The organism is Sphingomonas chungangi, from assembly GCF_013778325.1.
Taxonomy (GTDB): Bacteria; Pseudomonadota; Alphaproteobacteria; order Sphingomonadales; family Sphingomonadaceae; genus Solisphingomonas; species Solisphingomonas chungangi.
The window spans coordinates 366,938-389,859 of record NZ_JACEIB010000026.1; the positions used below are offsets into that span (position 1 = coordinate 366,938).

Annotated in this window: 19 protein-coding genes; 6 read left to right on the top strand and 13 right to left on the bottom strand. The window is 66.2% G+C overall.

Annotation, left to right across the window (positions count from 1 at the left end; genetic code table 11):
- Positions 1 to 81: 81 nt before the first annotated feature.
- A complete protein-coding gene (locus HZF05_RS17550; protein WP_160363077.1) occupies positions 82 to 2,577 on the bottom strand; it encodes a TonB-dependent receptor in 2,496 nt (831 codons plus the stop codon).
- Between the two features lie 93 nt (positions 2,578 to 2,670).
- Positions 2,671 to 3,984 (bottom strand): NAD(P)/FAD-dependent oxidoreductase, encoded by a 1,314-nt coding sequence (locus HZF05_RS17555; RefSeq protein ID WP_160363078.1) that lies wholly within the window; start codon positions 3,982 to 3,984, stop codon positions 2,671 to 2,673.
- Positions 3,985 to 4,058: 74 nt separating this feature from the next.
- Here HZF05_RS17555 and HZF05_RS17560 point away from each other — a divergent pair, with 74 nt between their 5' ends.
- Together HZF05_RS17560 and HZF05_RS22200 are read left to right on the top strand one after the other, a co-directional pair.
- The gene (locus HZF05_RS17560) at positions 4,059 to 5,138 is read left to right on the top strand and encodes an ABC transporter substrate-binding protein (protein ID WP_160363079.1); all 1,080 of its coding nucleotides are present in this window, start codon (positions 4,059 to 4,061) and stop codon (positions 5,136 to 5,138) included.
- An 83-nt stretch (positions 5,139 to 5,221) separates the two neighbouring features.
- Complete coding sequence (locus HZF05_RS22200) at positions 5,222 to 5,350, top strand: hypothetical protein (protein WP_281367532.1); 129 nt, start codon at positions 5,222 to 5,224, stop codon at positions 5,348 to 5,350.
- A gap of 7 nt (positions 5,351 to 5,357) precedes the next feature.
- Here the strand turns inward: HZF05_RS22200 and msrB are convergent, their stop codons facing one another.
- Positions 5,358 to 5,807, bottom strand: a complete 450-nt coding sequence (gene msrB, locus HZF05_RS17565; RefSeq protein ID WP_160363080.1) for a peptide-methionine (R)-S-oxide reductase MsrB — start codon at positions 5,805 to 5,807, stop codon at positions 5,358 to 5,360.
- A gap of 58 nt (positions 5,808 to 5,865) precedes the next feature.
- Positions 5,866 to 6,636: a response regulator gene (locus HZF05_RS17570; RefSeq protein WP_246332061.1), complete on the bottom strand. Its 771-nt coding sequence runs from the start codon at positions 6,634 to 6,636 to the stop codon at positions 5,866 to 5,868.
- A 160-nt stretch (positions 6,637 to 6,796) separates the two neighbouring features.
- On the opposite strand from HZF05_RS17570, the gene HZF05_RS17575 reads away from it, so the two are divergent.
- From HZF05_RS17575 to HZF05_RS17590, 4 genes are all read left to right on the top strand, one after another.
- Positions 6,797 to 8,938 carry an ATP-binding protein gene (locus HZF05_RS17575; RefSeq protein ID WP_160363081.1) on the top strand — a complete coding sequence of 714 codons (2,142 nt, stop codon included), beginning with the start codon at positions 6,797 to 6,799 and terminating at the stop codon, positions 8,936 to 8,938.
- A gap of 414 nt (positions 8,939 to 9,352) precedes the next feature.
- Positions 9,353 to 11,269, top strand: coding sequence for a TadE/TadG family type IV pilus assembly protein (locus tag HZF05_RS17580; RefSeq protein WP_160363082.1), 1,917 nt, complete (start codon positions 9,353 to 9,355; stop codon positions 11,267 to 11,269).
- A gap of 5 nt (positions 11,270 to 11,274) precedes the next feature.
- Positions 11,275 to 11,850: a TadE/TadG family type IV pilus assembly protein gene (locus tag HZF05_RS17585; protein ID WP_160363083.1), complete on the top strand. Its 576-nt coding sequence runs from the start codon at positions 11,275 to 11,277 to the stop codon at positions 11,848 to 11,850.
- Positions 11,847 to 12,554, top strand: coding sequence for a TadE/TadG family type IV pilus assembly protein (locus tag HZF05_RS17590; RefSeq protein WP_160363084.1), 708 nt, complete (start codon positions 11,847 to 11,849; stop codon positions 12,552 to 12,554). Before HZF05_RS17585 ends, HZF05_RS17590 begins: the two co-directional genes overlap by 4 nt.
- 9 nt (positions 12,555 to 12,563) lie before the next feature.
- Here HZF05_RS17590 and HZF05_RS22335 read toward each other — a convergent pair whose 3' ends face one another.
- From HZF05_RS22335 to paoA, 9 genes are all read right to left on the bottom strand, one after another.
- A complete protein-coding gene (locus HZF05_RS22335; protein WP_181638905.1) occupies positions 12,564 to 13,250 on the bottom strand; it encodes a winged helix-turn-helix domain-containing protein in 687 nt (228 codons plus the stop codon).
- Between the two features lie 418 nt (positions 13,251 to 13,668).
- Positions 13,669 to 15,963 (bottom strand): xanthine dehydrogenase family protein molybdopterin-binding subunit, encoded by a 2,295-nt coding sequence (locus HZF05_RS17600; RefSeq protein ID WP_160363086.1) that lies wholly within the window; start codon positions 15,961 to 15,963, stop codon positions 13,669 to 13,671.
- A complete protein-coding gene (locus HZF05_RS17605) occupies positions 15,960 to 16,934 on the bottom strand; it encodes an FAD binding domain-containing protein (RefSeq protein WP_160363087.1) in 975 nt (324 codons plus the stop codon). Before HZF05_RS17605 ends, HZF05_RS17600 begins: the two co-directional genes overlap by 4 nt.
- Positions 16,931 to 17,458, bottom strand: coding sequence for a 2Fe-2S iron-sulfur cluster-binding protein (locus HZF05_RS17610; protein WP_160363088.1), 528 nt, complete (start codon positions 17,456 to 17,458; stop codon positions 16,931 to 16,933). Before HZF05_RS17610 ends, HZF05_RS17605 begins: the two co-directional genes overlap by 4 nt.
- A gap of 93 nt (positions 17,459 to 17,551) precedes the next feature.
- Positions 17,552 to 18,115 (bottom strand): nucleotidyltransferase family protein, encoded by a 564-nt coding sequence (locus tag HZF05_RS17615; RefSeq protein ID WP_160363089.1) that lies wholly within the window; start codon positions 18,113 to 18,115, stop codon positions 17,552 to 17,554.
- Entirely contained in the window at positions 18,112 to 19,038 is a 927-nt protein-coding gene (locus HZF05_RS17620; protein ID WP_160363090.1) for an XdhC family protein, read from the bottom strand. The genes HZF05_RS17615 and HZF05_RS17620 overlap by 4 nt, the downstream gene beginning before the upstream one ends.
- 36 nt (positions 19,039 to 19,074) lie before the next feature.
- Positions 19,075 to 21,285 (bottom strand): aldehyde oxidoreductase molybdenum-binding subunit PaoC, encoded by a 2,211-nt coding sequence (gene paoC, locus HZF05_RS17625; RefSeq protein WP_160363091.1) that lies wholly within the window; start codon positions 21,283 to 21,285, stop codon positions 19,075 to 19,077.
- 3 nt (positions 21,286 to 21,288) lie between these two features.
- Positions 21,289 to 22,239, bottom strand: coding sequence for an FAD binding domain-containing protein (locus HZF05_RS17630; RefSeq protein ID WP_160363092.1), 951 nt, complete (start codon positions 22,237 to 22,239; stop codon positions 21,289 to 21,291).
- Positions 22,236 to 22,871 carry an aldehyde dehydrogenase iron-sulfur subunit PaoA gene (paoA, locus tag HZF05_RS17635; RefSeq protein ID WP_160363093.1) on the bottom strand — a complete coding sequence of 212 codons (636 nt, stop codon included), beginning with the start codon at positions 22,869 to 22,871 and terminating at the stop codon, positions 22,236 to 22,238. Before paoA ends, HZF05_RS17630 begins: the two co-directional genes overlap by 4 nt.
- Between the last annotated feature and the right edge of the window lie 51 nt (positions 22,872 to 22,922).

The window sequence follows — 22,922 nt, forward strand, 5'->3', positions numbered from 1 at the left end:
GCGAGAGCTTCCAGCCTTCCCACACTGCGATGGCGAGGAACAGGATGTCCATCGCACCCGCCGCGCGGAAGGCGAGCGCAACTACATCCGGTAGCTGACCGTGAGTCCGTAGGTGCGCGGACGCCAGGTGCGGTCGGTCAGCGCATCGTCGGCCGAGCTCTGGTGAGCGACGTCGAGCAGCGGCGCGTTGTCGAGCAGATTGTCGACGAACACCGAGGCGTTGAGACCGCCGACGATCATGCCCGCGCGCAACCCCACGAAATGCTGGGCCTGCGAGGGTACCAGCGCCGAATCGTAGCTGGCGAAGGCGTTGGGATCCATTTCCTTGGTGCGCTTGCTGGCGCTTTCGAACTGATAGTCGACGCGCGCGAAGGTGTCGTTGCCCAAGGCCCTGAAATCATATTGCACACCGATGCTGGCCGTCCACGGCGATCCGCCGAGGCTGTCGCCCTTCACCGCGATGATCGACGTCGGGCTCTGATATTGCGCCGTCTTGGTGTAGCGCGCGTCGGTATAGCCCACCGCCATGTCGATGGTGACGCCGTGCACCGGGCTGGCGGTCATCTGGAAATCGAAGCCGCGGGCGCGGGCGCGACCGAGATTGTCGATATATTTGATCTCGCAGCTCGGCAGCGTGACGAACTGCTGGATGCCCTTCCAGTTGATCGTGAAGGCGCTCGCCTCGATCGAGACCTTGCGATCGAAGAACTTGTCCTTGGTGCCGACCTCGAAGCTGTCGACCGTGTCGGACTTGTAGGCGCTGGGCGCGCCGCTGATGCCCAAGGTATCGAAATCGGCCGAGCAGGCATCGAACGGCACGGGCGCGTTGGCGCCGCCGGGGCGGAAGCCGCGCGCATAGGTGCCGTAGAGCAGGTTGTCGGGCGTCGCCTGCCAGCTGATGTTCGCTTTCGGCGTGAAGGGCTTGGAGCCGGTGCCGCCGTTCGCTTCGGTGCGGCCGCCATTCTGTGGGCCGTCGGCGAAGTTGGTGAAGCGGTATTTCACGCTCTGCCAGCGACCGCCGCCGGTGATCGAGAGCTTGGGCGTGATGTGCCAGGTGATGTCCGCGAAGACGGCGAGCTGCCGCTCGTGGCTGATCGACTGGTTGATGTAGCTGTCGCGGCCGGCATAAAGCGGGATCGGATCGGACAGGCCGGGGGCCGTCCCGCCGAAATAGTCACCGAAATACTGCTCTAGCGATTCCCCGAAAATCTGCTGGAAGAGCTGGTTGCCGTGCGGATCGACCAGTTCCTCGCGGCTGAGCTGGCGCTGCTTCTGGTAGAAGGCACCCACCACCCAGGTGACCGGCGCCGACGGATTGCTGGACTGGACGCGCAGTTCCTGCGTGAAGATGCGCTGCGTGTTGGTGACGACGCTGGGGCTCTGATACCAGGCGACGCTCGGGTCCGCGCCCTGCGGATGAATCAGCGGCGATGGGAAGCTGCAATTGACGTAGTTCCCGCCGTCATCGACATCCAGATTGCCGTCGCCATCCTGGCTGCAGGTGTCGAGCTTCGGTAGCGTCTCGTAATAGCTCAGATCGTAGATCGTGCCGTCATAGCCGGAGATGTCGCGGCGCTTGAAATAGCTGGTGTTGCTGACGACCTCGAACGCGTCGTTCTTATAGTCCATCTTGAGCACCGGCATCGTGAAATGATCCGGGTCGCGGCGATATTCGGGGCTCGAATCCTTGAACACGCCGTGGCCTGCGTCGGAGAGAGCGGCGTTGTAATATTCGTCGTCGGCGCTCAGGCGCTTCTGATAGTGGATCGAGGGCGTGATCTGGAAACCGTCCACCGGCTGCCAGGTGATCGCGCCGCGGATCACCGTCACGTCCGATGTGTTGGTGTTCTTGTCGAGCACGTTGCCGAAGAAATCGGTCTTGTCGATCCAGCCCGAATCCTTGCGGTGATAGGCCGAGATGCGGAAGCCCAGTTTGTCCTCGACGATCGGGCCGCCGATCGCCGATCCGAGCTCCCAGCTCATCCCGCCATGCGCGGTGGAGGAGACTTCGGCGCGGCTGTAGCTGGTATATTTCTCGAGGCCCGGCTGCGGCGTGATGTAGCGCACCGTGCCGCCTTCGGAACCGGCGCCGAACAGCGTGCCCTGCGGCCCGCGCAGCACCTCGATGCGATCGAGATCGAAGATGGCGGGGAGCGTATCGTCGGAATCGAAGCCGAGGTTGCGGATCTGGATCGGCGTGTCGTCGATATAGATGCCGGTGGTGCCGGCGCCCGCATCAGACGAGATGCCGCGTACCGCGACCTGGTTGGACGCCTCGTCGAACTGGATGCCCGGCGTGAAGCGGGTGACGTCCGCCAGCGTCTTGGCGCCTTTCAGATCGAGAGCCTTTTCATTGAAGGCGCTGACGCTGACCGGCACCTTGGATAGCAGGGCATCCTGCCGAGTGGCGGTGACGACGATCTCGCCGAACGGGCTGGTGGAGGATGGTTGCGCGCCCGTGGGCGCCGCCGGCGCGGGCGGCCCGGCCTTGTCCTGCGCCACGAGCGGCGCGGGAAGTGCAGCGAGCACGAGGCCCGATGTCAGCAGACGACGAACGATACGCGTGCGAGCGGTCATGCCCCAACCCCCTTGATCTACCCGTTGGTGCCTTCCTGCAATGATGGCGTCTTCCGCGCCTGACCACATGTGATCACAGACGCGGCGACCGAGTCAATAGATACGGTCCCGCAATGCGAGGAACGACATCGCCGCGACGAGGGTCGGCCAGCGCATCAGCCGCCCGCCGGGGAAACGGGGCACCGGCAGGCGGGCGAGCCGCGCATAATCCGCATCGTCGCCATTGAGAGCGTCGGCCACCAGCTTGCCGACATAGGGCGCCATCACCACGCCCAGCCCCGAGAAACCACCGACGGCGATCATGCCGGGCTCGACCTCGCGGACGAACGGCAGGCGGTTCGGCGTGATGGCGAGCGTGCCGCCCCAGGCATGGTCGATCGCGACATCGGCGAGCTGCGGGAAGATGGCGAGGATGTGCTTCCTGACGAAGCCGGCGATGTCGGCGGGGAAGCGGTAGGAGTAATTCTCGCCTCCGCCGAACAGCAGCCGGCCGTCGGGCGTAATCCGGAAATAATAGACGACGAAGCGCGAGTCAGAGACGGCATAGCCGTTGCGGACGATCTCCTGTGCGCGCTCGGCGCCGAGCGGCGCTGTGACAGCGACATAGTTGTTGATCGGCATCACCCGCTGCTCGACCTTGGGCCGGAGCCCGCGCAGATAGCCGTTGCAGGCGAGCACGACGCGGTTCGCGCTGACCGATCCGCTCGGCGTGCGGACGGTCCAGCGATCGCCTTTGCGATCGAGAGACGTCGCGGGCGAAAGCGCGTGCAGCGAGGCCCCCGCCGAGGCGGCTGCGTTGGCGATGCCCAGCGCGAAGTTCAGCGCGTGGAGGTGCCCGCCGCGCGTGTCCAGCATGCCGCCATGATATCCACCCGATCCGACGAGGTGACGCGCCTCCTCCCTGTCCACGAAGCGCACCGGCTCGTAACCGTACCGCTCACGCAGATGATCGACATGGGCGCGGGTGTGGCGGACGTAGCCGGCGCGGTGATCGACATGCAGGTAGCCAGGCGTGAAGTCGCAGGCCGCACCCTGATCCTGCATCAGCCAGTCGAGATGTTCGCGTGCATCGAGCGCGATCCGCCACAGCTCGCGCGCATCCTCCGCGCCGAGATGCTGTTCCAGCCACTCCTGCTCGCGGCGCATGCCGACATGGACCTGCCCGCCATTGCGGCCCGATGCACCCCAGCCCAGCCGATCCGCCTCCAGCAGCACGACACGCTTGCCCGCCCGTGCCAGATGCAGCGCCGCCGACAAGCCCGCATAACCGCCGCCCACCACGCAGACATCGGCCTCCACATCTTTATCCAGCAACGGTTCCGCTGGCCCCTCGATCCGGGTCGCCGCATACCAGCTCGGCGGATAGGCGCCGGCCGCGGATATCCTGTCGTCATCCGTCGATCGCATGCACCCTCCCGTTGACCATCACGCAGTTGCACCATAGCCTGCGATCGCAGATATTCATACGGGAGCCGACGCCGATGCCCCTGCCGTTCGTTTCGCCTTCGCGCCGTGGGTTCCTCGCCGGCATCGGCGCCGCAGCGGTGGGGATCACACTGACCGGCCTCGAAGGCTGCCATCGCGGGCCACCGGGCAAGAGGATCAACTTCTACAACTGGGACACCTATATCGGGAAGACGACGCTCAAGGACTTCAAGGCCGAGACCGGCGTTCAGGTCGACATGAGCCTGTTCTCGAACAATGACGAGCTGTTCGCCAAGCTGCGCGGCGGCAACCAGGGCTATGACGTGATCGTGCCCACCAACGATTTCGTCCAGCGCATGGCGCAGGCCAACATGCTGGAGCCGCTGGATCACGCAAAGATCCCGAACCTCAAGAACGTCTCGCCCGATTTCCAGAACCCGCCGTTCGATCCGGGCCGGAAATGGTCGATGCCCTATACTTGGCTGGTGCTCGGCCTCGGCTATCGCAAATCCAAGATCCAGGGCGTGCCGGACGACTGGAAATGGGTCTTCGATTCACCCCAGTACAAGGGCCGCATCGGCGTGCTGGCGGAGGCCGGCGATCTCGTCCGTCTCGTGCTCAAATATCTCGGCTATCCGATGAACACCGGCGATCCGGTGGCGCTCAAGAAGGTCGAGGACCTGCTGATCAAGCAGAAGTCCAACATCGCCGTCTTCCACGACGACAACGGGCAGGACCTGCTGCTGTCCGGCGATATCGACATCGTCATCGAATATAATGGCGACATCGCGCAGGTGATGCGCGAGGACAAGGATCTCGATTTCGTGGTGCCCAAGCAGGGCAGCCAGATCTCGTCCGACTGCCTGTGCATCCCCAAGGGCGCGCCCAACCCCGATCTGGCGCACGAATTCATCAACTATCTGCTCGATGCGAAGGCCGGTGCCGAGATCAGCGAAACGATCCGCTACCCCACCCCCAACGCCGCCGCGCGCGCGTTGATGGGGGCGGATTACAAGGACAATCCGGTGATCTTCCCGCCGGCCGCCATTCTCGCGAAATGCGACTATGCCACCTACAATGGCGAGGCGCTGTCGCGGCAATATGAGGACATCATCACGCGGGTGCGCGCGGCCTAGTCGGTTCGACGAAGGTCTAATCGTTCCTCCGGCCCGCGCGGCGTAGGCTGAGCGTCCTATCCGCGCGATTCCGGGGGGAAGCGATGCGACTGTTCAAGGCTCCGACAACGCGCCCGAGCGAGCGAGCGGCATTGCTGTTCGCCGTGGTCGCAGCGCTCATCGGCCTGTTCGCGATGTACGGCGCGATGGCGTGGTCGCTCGCTCACCATTGAGCGCGGGTCAGCCGATCTCCTCGACCTGCGGCAGATAGGCGCCGTAGCCCTCGGCCTCCATGTCGTCGCGACGGACGAAGCGGAGCGAGGCGGAGTTGATGCAATAACGCAGTCCGCCGCGATCGATCGGACCATCCGGGAAAACATGCCCCAGATGGCTGTCGCCATGCATCGAGCGCACCTCGGTGCGGATCATGCCGTGCGAAACGTCGCGCAGTTCGGCGACGTTGGCGGGCTCGATCGGCTTGGTGAAGCTCGGCCAGCCACAGCCGGATTCGTATTTGTCGCTGCTGGCGAACAGAGGCTCGCCGGACACGATGTCGACATAGATGCCCGGCTCCTTGTTGTTGAGGAGCGCGCCGGTGCCCGGCCGCTCGGTGCCGGCCTGCTGGGTGATGTGATACTGCTCGGGCGTCAGCGCCGCGACGGCTTCGTCGGTCTTGCGATAATCGGCCATGATAAAGTCTCCCGTTCGGGGAGGTAGATGGGGTGGCTTGCTGCCGCTGTCGAGATGGTCAGCCCTTCGTTACCGGCGCCACGAACATATAGCCTTCGCTGCGCACCGTGCGGACCAGGTCCGCGCCGCCGTCGTGCGTGGTCAGCTTGCGACGCAGGCGCGAAACCTGCACGTCGATCGCGCGATCGTAGAGCTCGCTGTCCTGCCCGCTCGCATAATCGAGCAACTGGTCGCGGCTCAGCACCCGGCGCGGATGCTCGACGAAGGCGCGCATCAGCCGGAACTCGCTGTCCGACAGGTTCACGAGCTGCCCTTTGGCATCGACCAGCGTGCGCCCGACCAGATCGAACGACCAGCCTGCGAAGAGCAGCAGTGCCTCGCGCTTTTCGGCTGCTCCTTCGGCCTCGACGGATGTCGCGGCGGGGCGTTCCGCCGACGTCGTGTTCCGCCGTAGCACCGTGCGGATGCGCGCCAGCAGCTCGCGGGGGTTGCACGGCTTGGCGAGATAGTCCTCCGCGCCCATCTCCAGCCCGACGATGCGATCGACGTCGGTGCCGACCGCGGAGAGCATGATCACCGGTGGCCCGTCGTGCCGTTGCAGCCCGCGCAGCGCTGAGAGGCCGTCCTCGCCGGGCATCATCACGTCGAGCACGATCAGGTCGTAGCGGCGCTGCTTGAGCATCGCGCGCATTTCGGCCGGGTTGCTCGCCGTGTCGGTCTGGTAGCCGTGCTTGCCCAGAAATGACGACATCAAAGTCCGGATACCGACATCGTCGTCGACGACGAGAATGCGGGTGGCGAGGTCCATGTGCAGCAGGATGGCGTTCATGGGCGCCGATTGCCAGCCCCGCTTTGCAGGAAAATCGCAGCGCGAGACACGCCCGCTACGCGCTGACACGAAGCGCAACATGCGCGTGCGGTCGCGGTGCTAGGTGGCAGCATGACGCACGTTTCGCCACCGATGCAGGCCATGGCATAAACCGGGGACCATGAGCACCATCCGCCCCCATCGCACGTGGCGCGAGCCGCCGATCGTCCTCCAGATCCTCGTCCTGCTGTTCGGCGGGCTGGTGGTGGCGCAGATCGTGACGCTGATGCTGACGATGGTGGTGCCGCCCTCCCCGCCCGTGCAGCACGACATGCGCGACATCGTATCGGCGCTGCGCAGCGCGGAGGATGCGGGAGGTCTGACACGCTCCGTGCAGGCCGGCCCACCCGATGTGAGCGGCGCGGGCTGGTTCACGTCCAGCGAAGCGCGCGACAGCCTTGCGAAGTTGCTCGGCCGCTCCGCCGACGACGTGCGGCTCGCCTTCTACGCGCCGCTGCCGTTTGCAGGCGTGGCGGCGGCGCCGCCGCAGACGCGGCTGTCGATCGAAACGGCGCATCCCGCAGGCACCGTCACCGCTCAGCCGATCGCCTGGACGGTCGATCCCGAGCCACTGCTGCCGCGCTCCGAACAACTGTTGCGCCTCGTCGCCGGCCCACCCGGTGGCGGCGGTTATCCGGGTGGATCCGGCGGGAACGGCATGCCCGGCGGCGGCTTCCAGGGGCGGGATTTTCCCGGTGAAGGCTATCCCCGGCAGGGTTCGCCCAACGGCAGCGGCCGTATGGACGGCAACGGCAGGCGCGGTGGCATGTCGAACGGCGCGCCGGGCGGCGGCGGCGCGATCGGCCGCGATCTCGGCGGGCGCGGCTATACGCCCTCGCCCGGCGACCTCGATCGGCAGCCGGTCGGCCCCTATCGACCGGACGGCGACCAGCCGGGATCGATGGGCCGGGGCGATGATCGCGGAGCGTTCGGCCCGCATCCCGGCGAGCGCGATGCCGGGGCGATGCCCGGCCTCGCCGCTCCCAGCGTGGTCGGACGCGACTTCGCGCCTATCCTGCCGCCCTCCGCCTCCGCGCCTGCGACCGCGACCGCGACCGCGACCGGCAACGAAGCCTCGCCACGTCCCATCGTGCCACCGCAGGCCAAGCCGACTATCGTCCCGCATACCTCCGCATCCCCCTCCGTGGCAGCGCCGCAACCGGATCGGCCGCTCCAGGCAGTGGCCCCCTCCGCGACCCTCCCCGCTGTGTCCTCCCCTGATCGAGAGGCGGCGCCGTCAGCCGCCCCGCTGCCGATCCGGCCGCAGGGCAAGGCCCTGTTCGGCTTGGCGCCGGCGCCGTTCGTGGAAGGCGATTTCGTCGCGGCCGTGCGGGGTGACGATGGCCGCTGGACTGTCGTGCAGCCCGCCGCCGACGGCTTCCCCAACGCCTGGCAAAGGCGCGTGCTGCTGTGGTTCGTGGTCGCCTTCGCGATCGTCGCGCCGATCGGCTGGCTGTACGCCCGCCACATCGTGCGTCCGCTCGCGCGCTTCACCACGGCCGCCGAGCAACTGGGCCGCGATCCGTCCGCCGCATTGGTGGCGCTGGAAGGGCCGGCCGAAATCGGTCGTGCCGCGCACGCCTTCAACGTCATGCAGAGCCGGCTGCGGAGCTTCGTCGACGATCGCACCGCGATGGTCGGCGCGATCAGCCACGATCTGCGCACTCCTCTCACCCGCCTGCGCTTCCGCATCGAGGAGGTGGAGGACGACGCGATCCGCGACGGCATGAACGAAGAGGTCGCCGAGATGGAGGCGATGATCACCTCGGCGCTCACCTTCATCCGCGACGCCTCGACACCCAATGCGCGCGAGCGGCTCGATCTCGGCATGCTGGTGGAGGATGTCGCGCAGGACGCGCAGCTGATCGGCAGCGATGTGAAGGTGGAGATGCTCGCCCCCGCGCCCGTGGAGATCGACGTGCTCGGCATGCGCCGCCTGCTCGCCAACCTCGTCGAGAATGCCGTCAAATACGGCGATCGCGCACGCATCCGCATGCGCGTGGAGGAGGATGCCGCGATCGCCGAGATCGAGGATGACGGCCCCGGCATTCCCGAGGACGAGTTGGAACGCGCGTTCGAGCCCTTCTATCGCGCCTCCAATGCGGCAGGGTCGGGCAAGAGCGGCACGGGGCTCGGCCTTGCCGTATGCCGCTCGATCGCGCGGGCGCATGGGGGCGATGTCGTGCTCGTACGCTCCGCAGACGGCTTCGCTGCGCAGTTGCGCCTGCCCTTGGCCTACGATGCCGCGCGGATGGCGGCCTGAATATCCGCAGTCATGTACATGGATCGGATGAATACTCATTAGACGAAGGTCTAATATAGAAGATTGTAGAATCCACCGAGTACCGAAACATTCGGAAATGAATCGAACACAATATCGACTCGATCCGGAACATGAAATTCCTGTCAGAATCCAGTCCATTTAACTTAAAAATAACGACGGGGACTCCAAAAGCGCCGCCACCAGATAGCAAGTTCCTGAAGTTGGCAAACATGACATACAGTTCATCTTCCGGACAGGTGATCCACGCATGACGGATCGGCCGGCCGGACCCCAAGATCCGAGCTGGCTGGGCTTTGGCCGGAGCCGGGCACCCCACCCCCGGTTTCCGGCCACTGATCCCTGCGCGCTGGCCGTCCCAAGCGGCACCAGCGCGCTTTTTATTCGGAGACCGCGATGATGCGCCGCCCCACTGGCCAAGGTTTCCTGACCCGCCTGCGGCGTGATCAGGCCGGCAACACGCTGGCCATCATGGCAGCGGCGCTGATTCCGCTGCTCGCCTTTTCCGGCTGCGCGATCGACGGCGCGCGCCTCTACGTGATCAAGGTGCGGCTCCAGCAGGCCTGCGATGCCGGCGTGCTCGCGGGCCGCAAGTTCATGACGGACCAGTCGACCACCAACACGACGCTCGATCCGACCGCGACCGCACAGGCCAACGCCTTTTTCAAGAACAACTTCCGGTCGGGCTGGTTCTCCACCAACACGGTCAGCTTCACGCCGGTGAAGACCAGCGACGCGCAGGTGTCCGGCACCGCCATCGCGACCGTGCCGATGACGATCATGTCGATCTTCGGCGTCTCGTCCAAGGTGATCAGCGTCACCTGCCAGGCGAATTACGACATCGCCGACACCGACATCATGTTCGTCCTCGACACGACGGGATCGATGTCCTGCCTGCCGGCGGACAGCGACACGACCTGCAGCAATTACGTCAACGCGGCGGGCACCAACAGCTATACGCGGCCGACCGACACGGCGAGCGGCAACACCAGCGTTCCGGGCTATGCGGGAACGACAGCTTATTACGTGCCCGAGAAATCGGGATCGCGCATCGCCGCGCTGCGCAGCGCGGTGCTGAATTTCTACGACACGATGGCAGCGAACGTCGATCCGTCGACCCATATTCGTTACGGATTCGTAACATATACGTCGACCGTCAATTCGGGCGCGGCCATCCAGGCCATCTCGCCGACCTACATGATCGGCGGATCGGGCAATTCCACCACGACGTGGAATTACCAGACGCGCGTGCAGAACGGCGATTCCACATCGTCGAGCAACACGACCTACAACAACGTCACCCAGTCGACCTGTAACGGCTACGCCTCGCCCAAGACGTACAATTCGTCGGGCACCGGCACCGGCAATACCGTTTCATGGACGGCGAACAGCAACGGTTCCACCAGCGGCAAGTGCGTCGTCACCAAGACGACCTACACGCCCAAGTGGAACTACCAGCAGTCGCCGCTCGACGTATCGAGCTTCGTGGCCGGCTCCACCGTCACCGATCCCACCAAGGTGACGGGAGCGACCGCGCAGTGGATCGGATGCGTCGAGGAGCGCAACACCACATCCGGCACCACGTCGTTCGACACCAACAACCTACCGGCGGATCTCGATCCGGACCTGACGCCCACCTCCGACGCGACGCGCTGGCGGCCGATGTGGCCGGAGGTCGAGTACGCCCGCAACAATTACAACAGCACGTCGAGCCAGTCGTCGACCGGGGACAGCAGCAGCATCCCGAACCTCGGTACGCCGACCTATTACCAATATGGCTACGTCACCTGCGGCAAGCCGGTGCAGCGGCTGTCGACACTGACCCGGACGCAGGTCTCGAACTACGTCAACGCCACGGATTTCCGGGCGATCGGCGGCACCTATCATGACACCGGCATGATCTGGGGCACGCGGATGCTCGATCCCAACGGCATCTTCTCGGGCGACACCGCCGCCTGGCCCGGTCGCCAGACGCCGAACCGCGTGATCGTCTTCCTGACCGACGGCGACATGGAGCCGTCCCAGTATCTCTACGGCATGTACGGCGTCGAATATTACGACCGGCGTGTCACCGGCGGCGATTTCACCAACATCAAGACCTACCACAACGCCCGCTTCCTGGCCGAATGCTCCAAGGCGAAATCGATGAATATCGATGTGTGGACGGTGACGATCGGGCCGAGCTCGACCAGCCAGATGCAGTCCTGCGCGACGACCACGGCGCAGGCGCTCTACACGACCGACGGCACCGGCCTCTCGAACGAGTTCGCCGCGATCGCAAAGCAGGTCGCCATGCTGCGGATCACCAAGTGACGCGCATGCGTCGCCTGGCTTCGGACGCGCGTGGCGTCACCATCGTCGAGTTCGCGCTCGTCGCGCCGGTGATGCTGCTGATGATCATGGGCCTCGGCGAGCTCGCCTACGACGCCTATGTGCAGGTGGTGCTGACCGGCGCGATGCAGAAGGCCGGCCGCGATTCCACCATCCAGGGCGCCTCCGCGATCGCATCGACCATCGATGCGACGGTGATGAGCCAGGTCAACGCCGCCGCGCCGCGCGCGACGGGCGCCTCCTCCCGCAAGAGCTACGCGACCTTCGGCTATATCGATCCCGAGCCGTTCACCGACACCAACGGCGACGGCATCCGCGAGAAAGGCGAATGCTTCACCGATATCAACGGCAACGGCATCTGGGATGCGGATCCCGGCATCAGCGGCCAGGGCGGCGCCGGCGATGCCGTAGTCTACACGATGACGATAACCTATCCGCGGCTGTTCCCGCTCTATCGCTGGCTGGGCTGGGGCGCGAACGCGACCACCTCGGCGACCACGATCCTGAAGAACCAGCCCTACGCATCCCAGACCGCGTCCACTCCGGCGACGATATGCACATGAAGCTGCGCCACCTCCTCTCCGCCCTACGCCGCGACACGAGCGGGCTCGCTTTGCTCGAGTTCGCGCTGACGACGCCGCTGGTGCTGCTCGTCGGCGGCTACGGAGTCGAGCTTTCCAACCTCGCGCTCACCAATCTGCGCGTCAGCCAGATCGCGCTGAACCTCGCCGATCACGCCTCCCGCGTCGGCCTGTCGAGCACGCTCACCACCACCCAGCTCCGCGAATCCGACGTCAACGACGTGCTGGAAGCGGCGCGGCTGGAGGGATCGGGGATCGACCTCACCACCCACGGCCGGGTGATCCTGTCGAGCCTGGAGAATGTCCAGCAATCCTATGACAGCACGCCCGTCCAGCGCATCCACTGGCAGCGCTGCATCGGGCTGATGAGCGGCACGGGCTACGATTCCACCTACGGCACGACGTCGTCCACCGCGGGGACGGTCGCGACGTCGGGCTATGCGGGAACGGCCGCGCCCAACGGCATGGGCGACACCAACTACATGGTCACGGCGCCGTCCGGTTCAGGGCTGATGTTCGTGGAGATCAACTACAAGTACCAGAATCTCTTTGGAAGCCTGTTCGTCGGATCGAAGACGATCCACTATATCGCCTCGTTCATCGTGCGCGACAAACGTGATTATTCGATGATTTACAATCCTTCGCCCGCCGCGTCGCGATCGACCTGCAACGTCTACGCGACCTGAGCGCGGGCCTCAGCCCGGCGTCACCGGCGGCAGGAGCATGTAGCCGCGCCCGCGCACGGTGCGGATCAGCTCGTCCCCGTCGATCTCCAGCCGCTTGCGCAGGCGGCTGACCTGGATGTCGATGGCGCGCAGGTTGCGCGTTTCCGGCGCATCGCCCGGTGCCGTCGCTTCGAGCAGAGCTTCGCGGCTGACGATCTTGCGGGGTTGCCGCAGCAGCTGGTCGAGCACCGCGAACTCCGCGACCGGCAATATCTCCGTCGACGCGCCGGGTCGGATGAGGCGACGCTGCGCCCGATCTATCGTCCAGGGACCGAAGGCGAGCATGTCTCCGGTGAGCACCGACGTCACCGCACCTTCGGGTTCGGAAAACGGCCGCCGGCGCCGCGCGATCGCGTGCAGACGGGCGACCAGCTCGCGCGGGCTGCACGGCCAGAGAATGCAGTCGTCCGCCCCCGCCTCCAGCACGAGGATGCGGTCGACCGGTTCGAGCCCTTGGTCGATCACCACCACCGCCGGTCCGCCCGGCAGGCCCATGCCCGCGCGCACTCGGGCCATCAGCGAACCGCTCTGCCCCCGCGCCTCGATGATCACCGCCTCCGGCCCGAACACGGGAGAAGCCGGCAAACCGTCCGCGACGGCGTAGCGCGTCACGCGATAGCCGTAGGTTTCGATCTGTAACGCGATGGCGGCCGCCACGCCTTCCGGCTCCGCCAACATCCAGATCTCGGACGCGGCCGCGGGAATCTGGACACCTGCCAGGAATGGATCGGGGTGTGTCATGACGCAGGCGTGGGCCGCAGACATCATCGCCCGATGTCAAAGTGCAGCGCCAGTCTGTCGGATCATGTCCGTTCCGTAACGGTCGGCCAATCTGTCGCAACATTCCGCCATCCCCATCCATAGCAGCCCGCCATCTCCCGTTCCTCGATAGGGGAGGCCGGCTTGACCGGAATGATGCAGGACCGGTCACGCCTCCGGGATTCTTCGCGCTGGGAACGCCTGTTGTTCCGTCCCGTTCCGTTCTGGGTGCTACTGCCGATCGTCTCGCGTTCGCTGTCTGGAATGGCCGGAATTGCGCGCTGTGCGCCCGTCCGCTGACCCACCCGACAGAGGATCAGAGCAGCTTATCGAGCGTGATCGGAAGTTCGCGGATACGTTTTCCGGTCGCATTGAAGATCGCGTTGGCAACCGCCGCTCCCACGCCGGTGATGCCGATCTCACCGATCCCATGCAGCCCGAGCGGGCTGTGGGGATCAGGAATGTCATTCCAGATTACCTCGATATGCGGCACGTCCAGATGCACCGGAACGTGGTACTCCGCCAAAGACGGGTTCATGATACGACCGGTCCGTTCGTCGAACATGGTCTCCTCGGTGAGCGCAAGGCCCAGTCCCATGATGATACCGCCGCGAAACTGGCTGGCAGCCGTCTTGGGATTGAGGATTCGCCCCGTATCGAACGAGCCGACGAAACGCGAAACGCGCGTTTCACCCGTTGTCTCATTGACGCGAACCTCGCAGAATTGCGCACCATAGCTGTGCATCGAATATTTCTGGACTTCGATCGGTGGCGGCGCCGACGCCTCGATCGCAAGCTCATCACGACCGGCACGCTTGAGGATCGCGGCGTAGTTCTCCGCGCGCGTCGGATCCTGCATCGAGACGAGCCCCCCGTCCCGCGCCTCCAGCTCATCCGCCTTCAGGCCTGCCAGAGGCGAGGAGTTGCCCGCGAGCCGGAGAAGTTCGTCGAACAGCGCGTCACTGGCGGCCCTGACGGCGGCGACGACGGACGCGGTCTGGTTCGAGCCGCCCGCGATCGTGCCCATCGGAAGCGTGGTGTCGCCATATTCGAACGACACCTGGTGGATCGGCAGACCCAGCCGATCCGCGGCATGCTGGACCTGCACGGTCGCCGTCCCCATGCCCATTTCATGGGTGGCAATCTGGACCAACGCATGACCGTCCGCCGACAGCGTGATCCGCGCGCCGGCGCCGGGCATCCGATAATAGGGATAGGTGGCCGTCGCGACGCCATGGCCTATCAACCATTCGCCGTCGCGCGTCGACCGCGGCACGGGGTTCCGACGATGCCAGCCGAACCGTTCGCCACCACGACGATAGGCCTCGATGATATGCCGTGAAGAGAATTCGGCGCCAGATGTCGGATCTTTCTCGGGCTCGCACCGGCGGCGCAGCTCGATGGGATCGATATTCATGGCAATCGCCAACTCGTCGATCGCGGATTCAAGCGCGAAGGTTCCCACGGACTCTCCGGGCGCACGCATGAAGGTGTTGGCGAGCATGTCCATGTCCGCCACCTCCTGCGCGAGCTTGATCGCGTCCGCCGCATAAAGATGCCTCGCCGGAAAGCTGAACTGCTCCGGGCAGCTGTTGTGGGTCGTCATCGCGACCACGCCGGTATGGATGAGCGCTGCCAATGTACCGTCAGCCTTCGCGCCAAGCGCAACCCGTTGCTCGGTGCACGTCCGGCCGCCGACCGAGCGGAATACGCCCTCCCGCGACAGTACGAGCCTCACGGGCCGCTCCGCCAGCTTGGACGCAGCAGCAGCAAGCACCTGGTGATACCACATGCACTTGCCGCCGAAGCCGCCGCCAACGAAGGGCGAGATCACCCGCACCTTGTCCTCGCCGATCCCGAACATGTCGGCGATCGTCCAGGCGGTTTGGTGGACCATCTGGCTGGCATCGTGGATCGTGAGACTGCCATCGTCCCACACGACGGTCACGGCATGGAGCTCGATCGCATTGTGGTTGTGACGAGGCGTCCTGTAGAGATTGTCGACCCTGAATGCGGCTTCAGCGAGCGCGGCTTCCGCATCGCCGGTCTCGAGCGCGGGCGGCTCACCCAGCACGCTTTCGGGCGGATGTGCATGGGCCTTCGCCGCCTCGAATGAGGTAATTGCTGGCTCGACCTCGTAGGCGATGCGGATCAGCGACTTGGCGTAGTCGGCCTGCTCCTGCGTCTCGGCCAGCACGACGGCGACCGGCTGCCCGTTCCAATGGATGCGATCGTCCTGCATCACCGGCAGATTGCTCGGCCCTCCCGCCATCGGGCTTTCGCCCATGATCTTGGGTGCTCCCATGCGCGGCGCGTTTTGGTAGGTCATGACCAGCGCCACGCCCGGTGCGGCTTTCGCGCCGGAGGTATCGAGCGAGGTGATGCGGCCGCGCGCGACGCGGCTGAACAGCACGGCCGCGAACAGCAGGTCGTCGTAAGGGACTTCGGCGGCGAAGCGCGCCTTGCCCGCAACCTTGAGCGGACCATCGATGCGGGAAAGCTGCGATCCGACCGCACCATGCCGGCCGATCAGCGGATCGGGCGGAGCATCGGGGGTCAAGCGCACGATCGCACCCATCATGGCCTGCTTGGCGCTGTCGAGAATGCTCATGCCAATTCTCCCAGCGTGTGGACGATGGTCCGCTTTGCCAACTCGATCTTGAAGCCGTTGCCGCTCAGCGGCGACGCATTTTCCAGCTCGGCTTCGGCAGCCGCCCGGAAATTCGCCTCCGTAGCAGCCTTGCCGACGACGGCCCGTTCGGCCGCCCGCGCGCGCCATGGCTTGGTGGCAACCCCGCCCAGCCCGATCCGCGCGTCGCGGACGATCCCATGCTCGACGTCGAGGGCCGCGGCGACCGAAACCAGCGCAAAGGCGTAGCTCGCCCGATCCCGCACCTTGCGATACGTCGATCGGGCCGCGAACGGGAGGTTCGGAATCTCGATCGCTGTGATCAGTTCGCCCGGCTCCAGGACCGTCTCGATCTCGGGATGCCCGTCGGGCAAGCGGTGCAGGTCGGTCAGCGGGATCGCGCGGGCGCCGGACGCGCCTTGCAGGTGCACCACGGCGTCGAGCGCCACCAGCGCCACGCACATATCGGACGGATGGGTGGCGACGCAGGCCGGCGACGTCCCCAGGACCGCGTGGATACGGTTGAACCCGTCGATCGCGTCGCAGCCCGACTCCGGCGAACGTTTGTTGCAGCGTGCCGCATCATCGTAGAAATAATAGCAGCGCGTCCGCTGGAGGATGTTGCCGCCGACCGTCGCCATGTTGCGGATCTGGCCGCTGGCGCCTGACAGGATCGCGCGCGACAACAAAGGATACCGCGCCCGCACGGCGCGATGCTCGGCCAGCGCGGTGTTCTTCACGCCGGCACCGATCAGCAGGCCGCCGCCGTCGGTTTCCCGGATATCTCCGGAAAGCCCCGTCACATCGACGACAAGGCCGGGCTGCTCGATTTCCTCGCGCATCAGGTCGACGAGATTGGTGCCCCCGCCGAGATAGCGCGCGGTGCCGCGCCCGCCGTGCAGCTGCATGGCCGATGCCGGATCGACCGCCTTTTCGTAGCGAAGCTCGATCATGCTGCAGCCTCCCGCTCCTGTGCGCTTTCCTCGGCATAGGTCGCGCGGATGGCCTCGATGATCCCGTTATAGGCGCCGCAGCGGCAGAGGTTTCCGCTCATCCGCTCGCGTATCTCGTCTTCGGAAAAGCCGATCTGTTCGAGAGCGAGATCCTCGGTGAGGGCGCTCGGCAGACCGCGCCGGATCTCGCCGATCATGGCGACGGCGGAGCAGATCTGCCCCGGGGTGCAATAGCCGCACTGGAAACCGTCATATTCGATGAAGGCGGCCTGCAACGGATGAAGATCACCGATCGTGCCGAGGCCTTCGATCGTCAGGATCTCGCGGTCCTGATACTGCACGGCCAACGCCAGGCAGCTGTTGATCCGCTCGCCGTCGACCAGCACGGTGCAGGCCCCGCAAGCACCCTGGTTGCACCCTTTCTTGGTCCCGGTGAGCCCGAGATGGTCACGCAGCAGATCGAGCAGAGACGTGCGGACGTCGACGTCGGCCTCGATCGAATGCTCGTTGATGATGAAACGCATGGAGCTCTCCCGCCAAGTGGGAGGAGAACGCTATCCTCGCCTTCAGGCTCCGTCCCTTCGATCGACAAGCGCCGGAACGCCCTCGAAACGAGATCAGCCTTGGAAGCGGCCTCTGGCGGCTTCGAGATCCGCGACGCGGTCGACGTCGTGCAGTTCGGCAGGATCGGCGAGCACGATCTCGGCCTGCTCCAGCATCGCGCGCGCACCCCGATCGCCGGACAGCGTTTCCAGAGTGTCGAACCATGCTGCCCCGAACAGCGCCGGAGGCATCCGGATAACGCCGTCGCTCGATGCGACCAGTGTATCCGGGCCGCGATAGCAGGCGATAAGTCGTTCGAGATGCTCCACGCTCACGAAGGGCATATCGGCCAGCGCGATCAGCACGGCGTCGATATCGGTTCGACGCGCGGCTGCGACGCCGAGAGCGATGGAACGCGCCATTCCCGCATCCCGCCGATCGTTCGGCACGACCGTGACATCGGGCCATGCCATGCCGCGCGGGCCAGTGACGACGATATGCCCGGACAGCGGCAGCGCAGCCAGTGTCCGAGCGGCATGGAGGCCGAGCGACAGGCCGCCGAGGGGCGCCGCCAGCTTGTCGCCATCCGCGAACCGTTCCGAGCGGCCGGCCGCGAGCAGCACGGCCGCGATCTTCATTCGCCTTCTCGCGACAGCGCGGCGACCATGCCAGCGGCGACAGAGAGAGCGATTTCGGCGGCTCCGATCGCGCCGATGTCGATGCCCGCCGGTCCCTCGATCCGGTCGAGATTCGCCGGGCCGACACCCGCCTCCGCCAGACGCTCCAGCCGGGCTGCATGGCTGCGTCGCGACCCGAGTGCCGCGACGTAACCGGTCGGCCGGGCCAGTGCGGCGATCAGCGCGGGATCGTCGATCTTGGGATCATGGCTGAGCGTGACGACGGCGCTGGCACCGTCGGGCTTCCACGCCGTGATCGCCTCGTCCGGCCACCGGTCGTCGAGTTCGGTCCCAGGAAATCGCTCTTCGGTCAGGAAGCGTCCGCGCGGATCGATCACGACGGGGCGGATGCCGAGCGTCCGGGCGATGCCTGCCAGGCTCTGCGCGATCTGGACCGCGCCGACGATGAACAACCTCCGGGGCGGGGCGTAGCGATTGACGAAGAGATCGGACGTGTCGGGCGCCGCCAATGCGCTCCGACCTGTATCGAGATCGGTGGCGATACGGATAGTGCTGCCTGCCTCGCGCCCCGCGACAACGGCGTCGAAGAGATCCGGCGCATAGCCGGTCTCGCCGACCGGCTGCACCAGCACCTCGATAATCCCTCCACACGGCAGCCCGACCTCCCAGGCAGACGCATCGGACACGCCATAAAGCCGCCGCTCGGCTTTGCCGGTCGCGATCACCTGCTCGGCGAGCGCGAGCACCTCGCCCTCGACGCAACCGCCCGACACCGATCCCTCGAAGCGGCCGTCGGCATGGACGAGCATGTGGCTGCCGCGTGGACGCGGCGCCGATCCCCAGGTCGAGACGACCGTCGCCAGCGCCATCGGCGCGCCGCGCCATGTGTCGAAAGCGGCGAGTACGGGCTCATGATCCTGCATGATCGCTGAGATAGGCTGCCGCCGACGGCCGGGCAATCAGGTGAGTGTCGGCAATCTGCCGAGATGCTTGTCGAGCGTGATCGGATAGTCGCGCACCCGCACGCCGGTCGCGTTGTAGACCGCGTTGGCGACGGCCGCGCCCACTCCGCACAGCCCGAGCTCGCCGACGCCCTTGGCCTTCATCGGGGAGGAGATCGGATCCTCCTCGTCTAGGAAGATCACCTCCTGATGTGGGATGTCGGCATGCACCGGCACCTCGTAGCCGGCGAGATCGTGGTTCACGAAGAAGCCGAAGCGGGTGTCGACGGCCAGCTCTTCCATCAGCGCCGCGCCGACGCCCATCGTCATCGCGCCGATCACTTGGCTCCGCGCGGCCTTCGGATTGAGGATACGCCCTGCCGCGCAGACCGCCAGCATGCGGCGGATACGGATCTCGCCGGTCGCCGCGTCGACGGCCGCTTCCACGAAATGGCCGGCGAAGGTGGATTGCTGATACGTCTTGTCGAGATCGCCATATTCGATGCCGTCTTCCGCGACGAGTTCACCGCTCCTGGCGGCGTCGCCCAAAGCGATGCTGCGGTTACCCGAGCGGACCTGGCCATCGGCGAAATCGACATCGGCCGCATTCAGGCCGAGCGCCTGCGCGACCTTGTCGCGCAACGTCATGCAGGCGGCGTAGACACCCGCGGTCGAATTGTTGGCGCCCCACTGGCCGCCGGAACCGGCCGAGGCCGGGAAGGAGGAATCGCCCAGCTTCACGATCACGCTGTCGAGCGGCAAGCCCATCGTCTCGGCGGCGGTTTGCGCGATGATCGTGTAGGTGCCGGTGCCGATGTCGGTCATGTCGGTTTCCACCGTCACGATCCCATGGCTGTCCAGCCGCACACGCGCGGCCGATTTCATCAGCAGGTTGTTGCGGATGCCGGCGGCGACACCCATGCCGATCAGCCACCGCCCGTCGCGCACGCTACCGGGTTTCGCCACGCGCTTGTCCCAGCCGAAACGCTCGGCGCCGAGACGCAGGCATTCGACGAGCTGGCGCTGGGAGAATTCCCGGCTCGGCTGCTCGGGATCGACCTGCGTATCGTTGAGGATGCGGAACCGGACCGGGTCCATGCCCAGTTTCTCCGCCATCTCGTCGATGGCGATCTCCAGCGCCATCAGGCCGGGCGCCTCGCCCGGCGCGCGCATCGCATTGCCTTCCGGCAGATCGAGCACGGCGAGCCGCGTCGCGGTCATCCGGTTCGGCCCGGCATAGAGCAGGCGCGTCTGGTTGACCGCCGTCTCCGGCCCGCCGCCCGGCAGATCGCCGGACCACCCTTCGTGGCCGATCGCGGTGATCCGGCCATCCTGGCCGGCGCCGATACGGATGCGCTGAATCGTCGCCGGGCGATGCGTGGTGTTGTTGAACATCAGCGGCCGCTGCAGCGTCACCTTGACCGGCCGTCCCGCCGCCTTCGCGCCGAGCGCCGCCATGATCGCGTCGGCGCGGACGAACAGCTTCCCGCCGAAGCCGCCGCCGATATAGGGCGAGATGAGGCGGACTTTCTCCGCCGGGATGCCGAGCGTCGCCGCGACATCGCCCTTGCTCCAGTTGATCATCTGGTTGGAGGTGTAGATCGTCAGTTGGTCGCCATTCCAGCTTGCGATCGAGGCATGGGGCTCCATCATCGCGTGCGAGTGGACCGGCGTGGTGTAGGTCGCGTCGAGGCTGACCGGCGCCTGGGCGAAGGCGCCGGCGAAATCTCCCACGGCGGTGTCGGGCTTGCCGCCGATGCCGCCGGCCTTGGGAGGCTGGGCGCTGCTCTTGGCTGCCGCCAGATCGAAGTTGCCCCTGGTCCGGGCGTAATGGACATGGACCAACGCGGCGGCTGCGCGCGCCTGCTCGAATGTCCCCGCCACAACGAGTGCGATCGCCTGATGGTAGTGATCGACTTCCGGCCCGCCGAGCAGCTTGGCGGTGTTGAACTTGCCCTTGCCGAGCTTGCCGGCATTCGCCGCCGTCACGATCGCGATCACGCCCGGCGCGGCGCGCGCGGCGGCGAGGTCCATTGAGACGATCCGTCCCTTCGCGATCCCCGCGCCGACGATATAGCCGTAGGCGGGATCGGCCACCGCGTCATGGCGCTCATAGGCATAAGGCGCGGTGCCCGTCGTCTTGAGCGGGCCCTCGATCCGGTCCGTCGCCTTGCCCACGACCTTAAGCCTGTCGATCGGATTGGTCGTCGCGGGGGTGTCGAATTTCATGGCTCAGGCCCTCGCTTGCGCCATCACCGCGCCGAGCGTGCGCTCGACGAGGGTGAGCTTGAAACCATTCTCCTGCGTTGGCCGGGCGCCGGCCAGTAGCCCGTCTGCGACCGCCCTGGCGCCGCCCGGCATCGCCGCCTCGGCAGCCTCGACGCGCCAGGGCTTCGGCGCGATGCCGCCCACCGCGACCCGACCGCTGCCATCCTTTTGGATGATCGCGCCGATCGAAACGAGCGCGAAGGCGTAGGAGGCCCGATCGCGGACCTTGTGGTAGATATGCGTGCCGCCGATCGGCTTCGGCAGCGTCACGGCCGTGATCAGTTCGCCGTCGTCCAGCGCTGTCTCGATCTGCGGCGTGGTGCCGGGCAGCCTGTGCAGGTCCGCGATGGGGACGCTTCTGGCCGTGCCATCCGGCTTCACCGTTTCCACTGTCGCGTCCAGCGCGCGCATGGCGATGGCCATGTCGCTGGGGTGGGTAGCGATGCACTCCTCACTCACGCCGATCACGCCCAGCGGCCGGCTGAAACCGCCGATCGCCGCGCAGCCGCTTCCGGGCTTGCGTTTGTTGCAGGGCTGGTTTGTGTCGTAGAAATAGGGGCAGCGGGTCCGCTGGAGCAGGTTGCCGGCGGTGGTCGCCTTGTTGCGCAGCTGACCAGACGCGCCTGCCACCAGCGCACGGCTGAGCAATGCGTAATCGCGCCGCACCCGCATGTCGGCGGCGAGATCGGTGTTGCGGACCAGCGCGCCGATGCGCAGGCCGCCATCGGCCGTCGGCTCGATCCGGTCGAAGCCGAGGCCGTTGACGTCGATCAGATGCGCCGGGGTCTCGACCTCGATCTTCATCAGGTCGAGCAGGTTGGTGCCCCCCGCGATGAACTTCGCGCCCGGCGTCCGCGCGGCCCTGGCCGCGGCATCCTTGGCCGTCGCCGCGCGCTCGTAGGTGAATGGCCTCATGCCTGCTCTCCCGCCACTTCGGCCATGGCTTCCGCGATGTTGGAATAGGCGCCGCAGCGGCAGATGTTGCCGCTCATCCGCTCGCGCATCTCCATATTGGTCGGCCGGATCGTCGCGGTGATATCGTCGGTGACGTGGCTCGGGATGCCCGCCTCGATCTCGCCCAGCACCGCGACCGCCGAGCAGATCTGGCCCGGCGTGCAATAACCGCACTGATAGCCGTCATGCTTGATGAAGGCGGCCTGCATCGGATGCAGCCGGTCGGGCGTGCCGAGACCCTCGATGGTGGTCACCTTGTCTCCGTCATGCATGACGGCAAGCGTCAGGCAGCTGTTGATCCGCCGGCCGTCGACGATCACGGTGCAGGCCCCGCACTGGCCGTGATCGCAGCCCTTCTTGGTGCCGGTGAGATGGAGATGCTCGCGCAGCGCGTCGAGCAGGGTCGTGCGCGTATCGAGCTGCAGGTTGTGGCGCTGGCCGTTCACCTCGAGGCTGACCGGTAGCGTCGGCGGTTCGGACGCCGCTCGGACCGGCGCGCCTTCCGCATGGGCGATCGCTGGCAGTGCGACTGTCGCCGCCCCTCCGACGAGAATGCTGCGGCGGGAAAATTCTAGGTCGGCGTGGTCGCTCATGGATCACCATTCGCTGCGTGGGCGCCGAACAGGATATGCGCCGGCACAGCC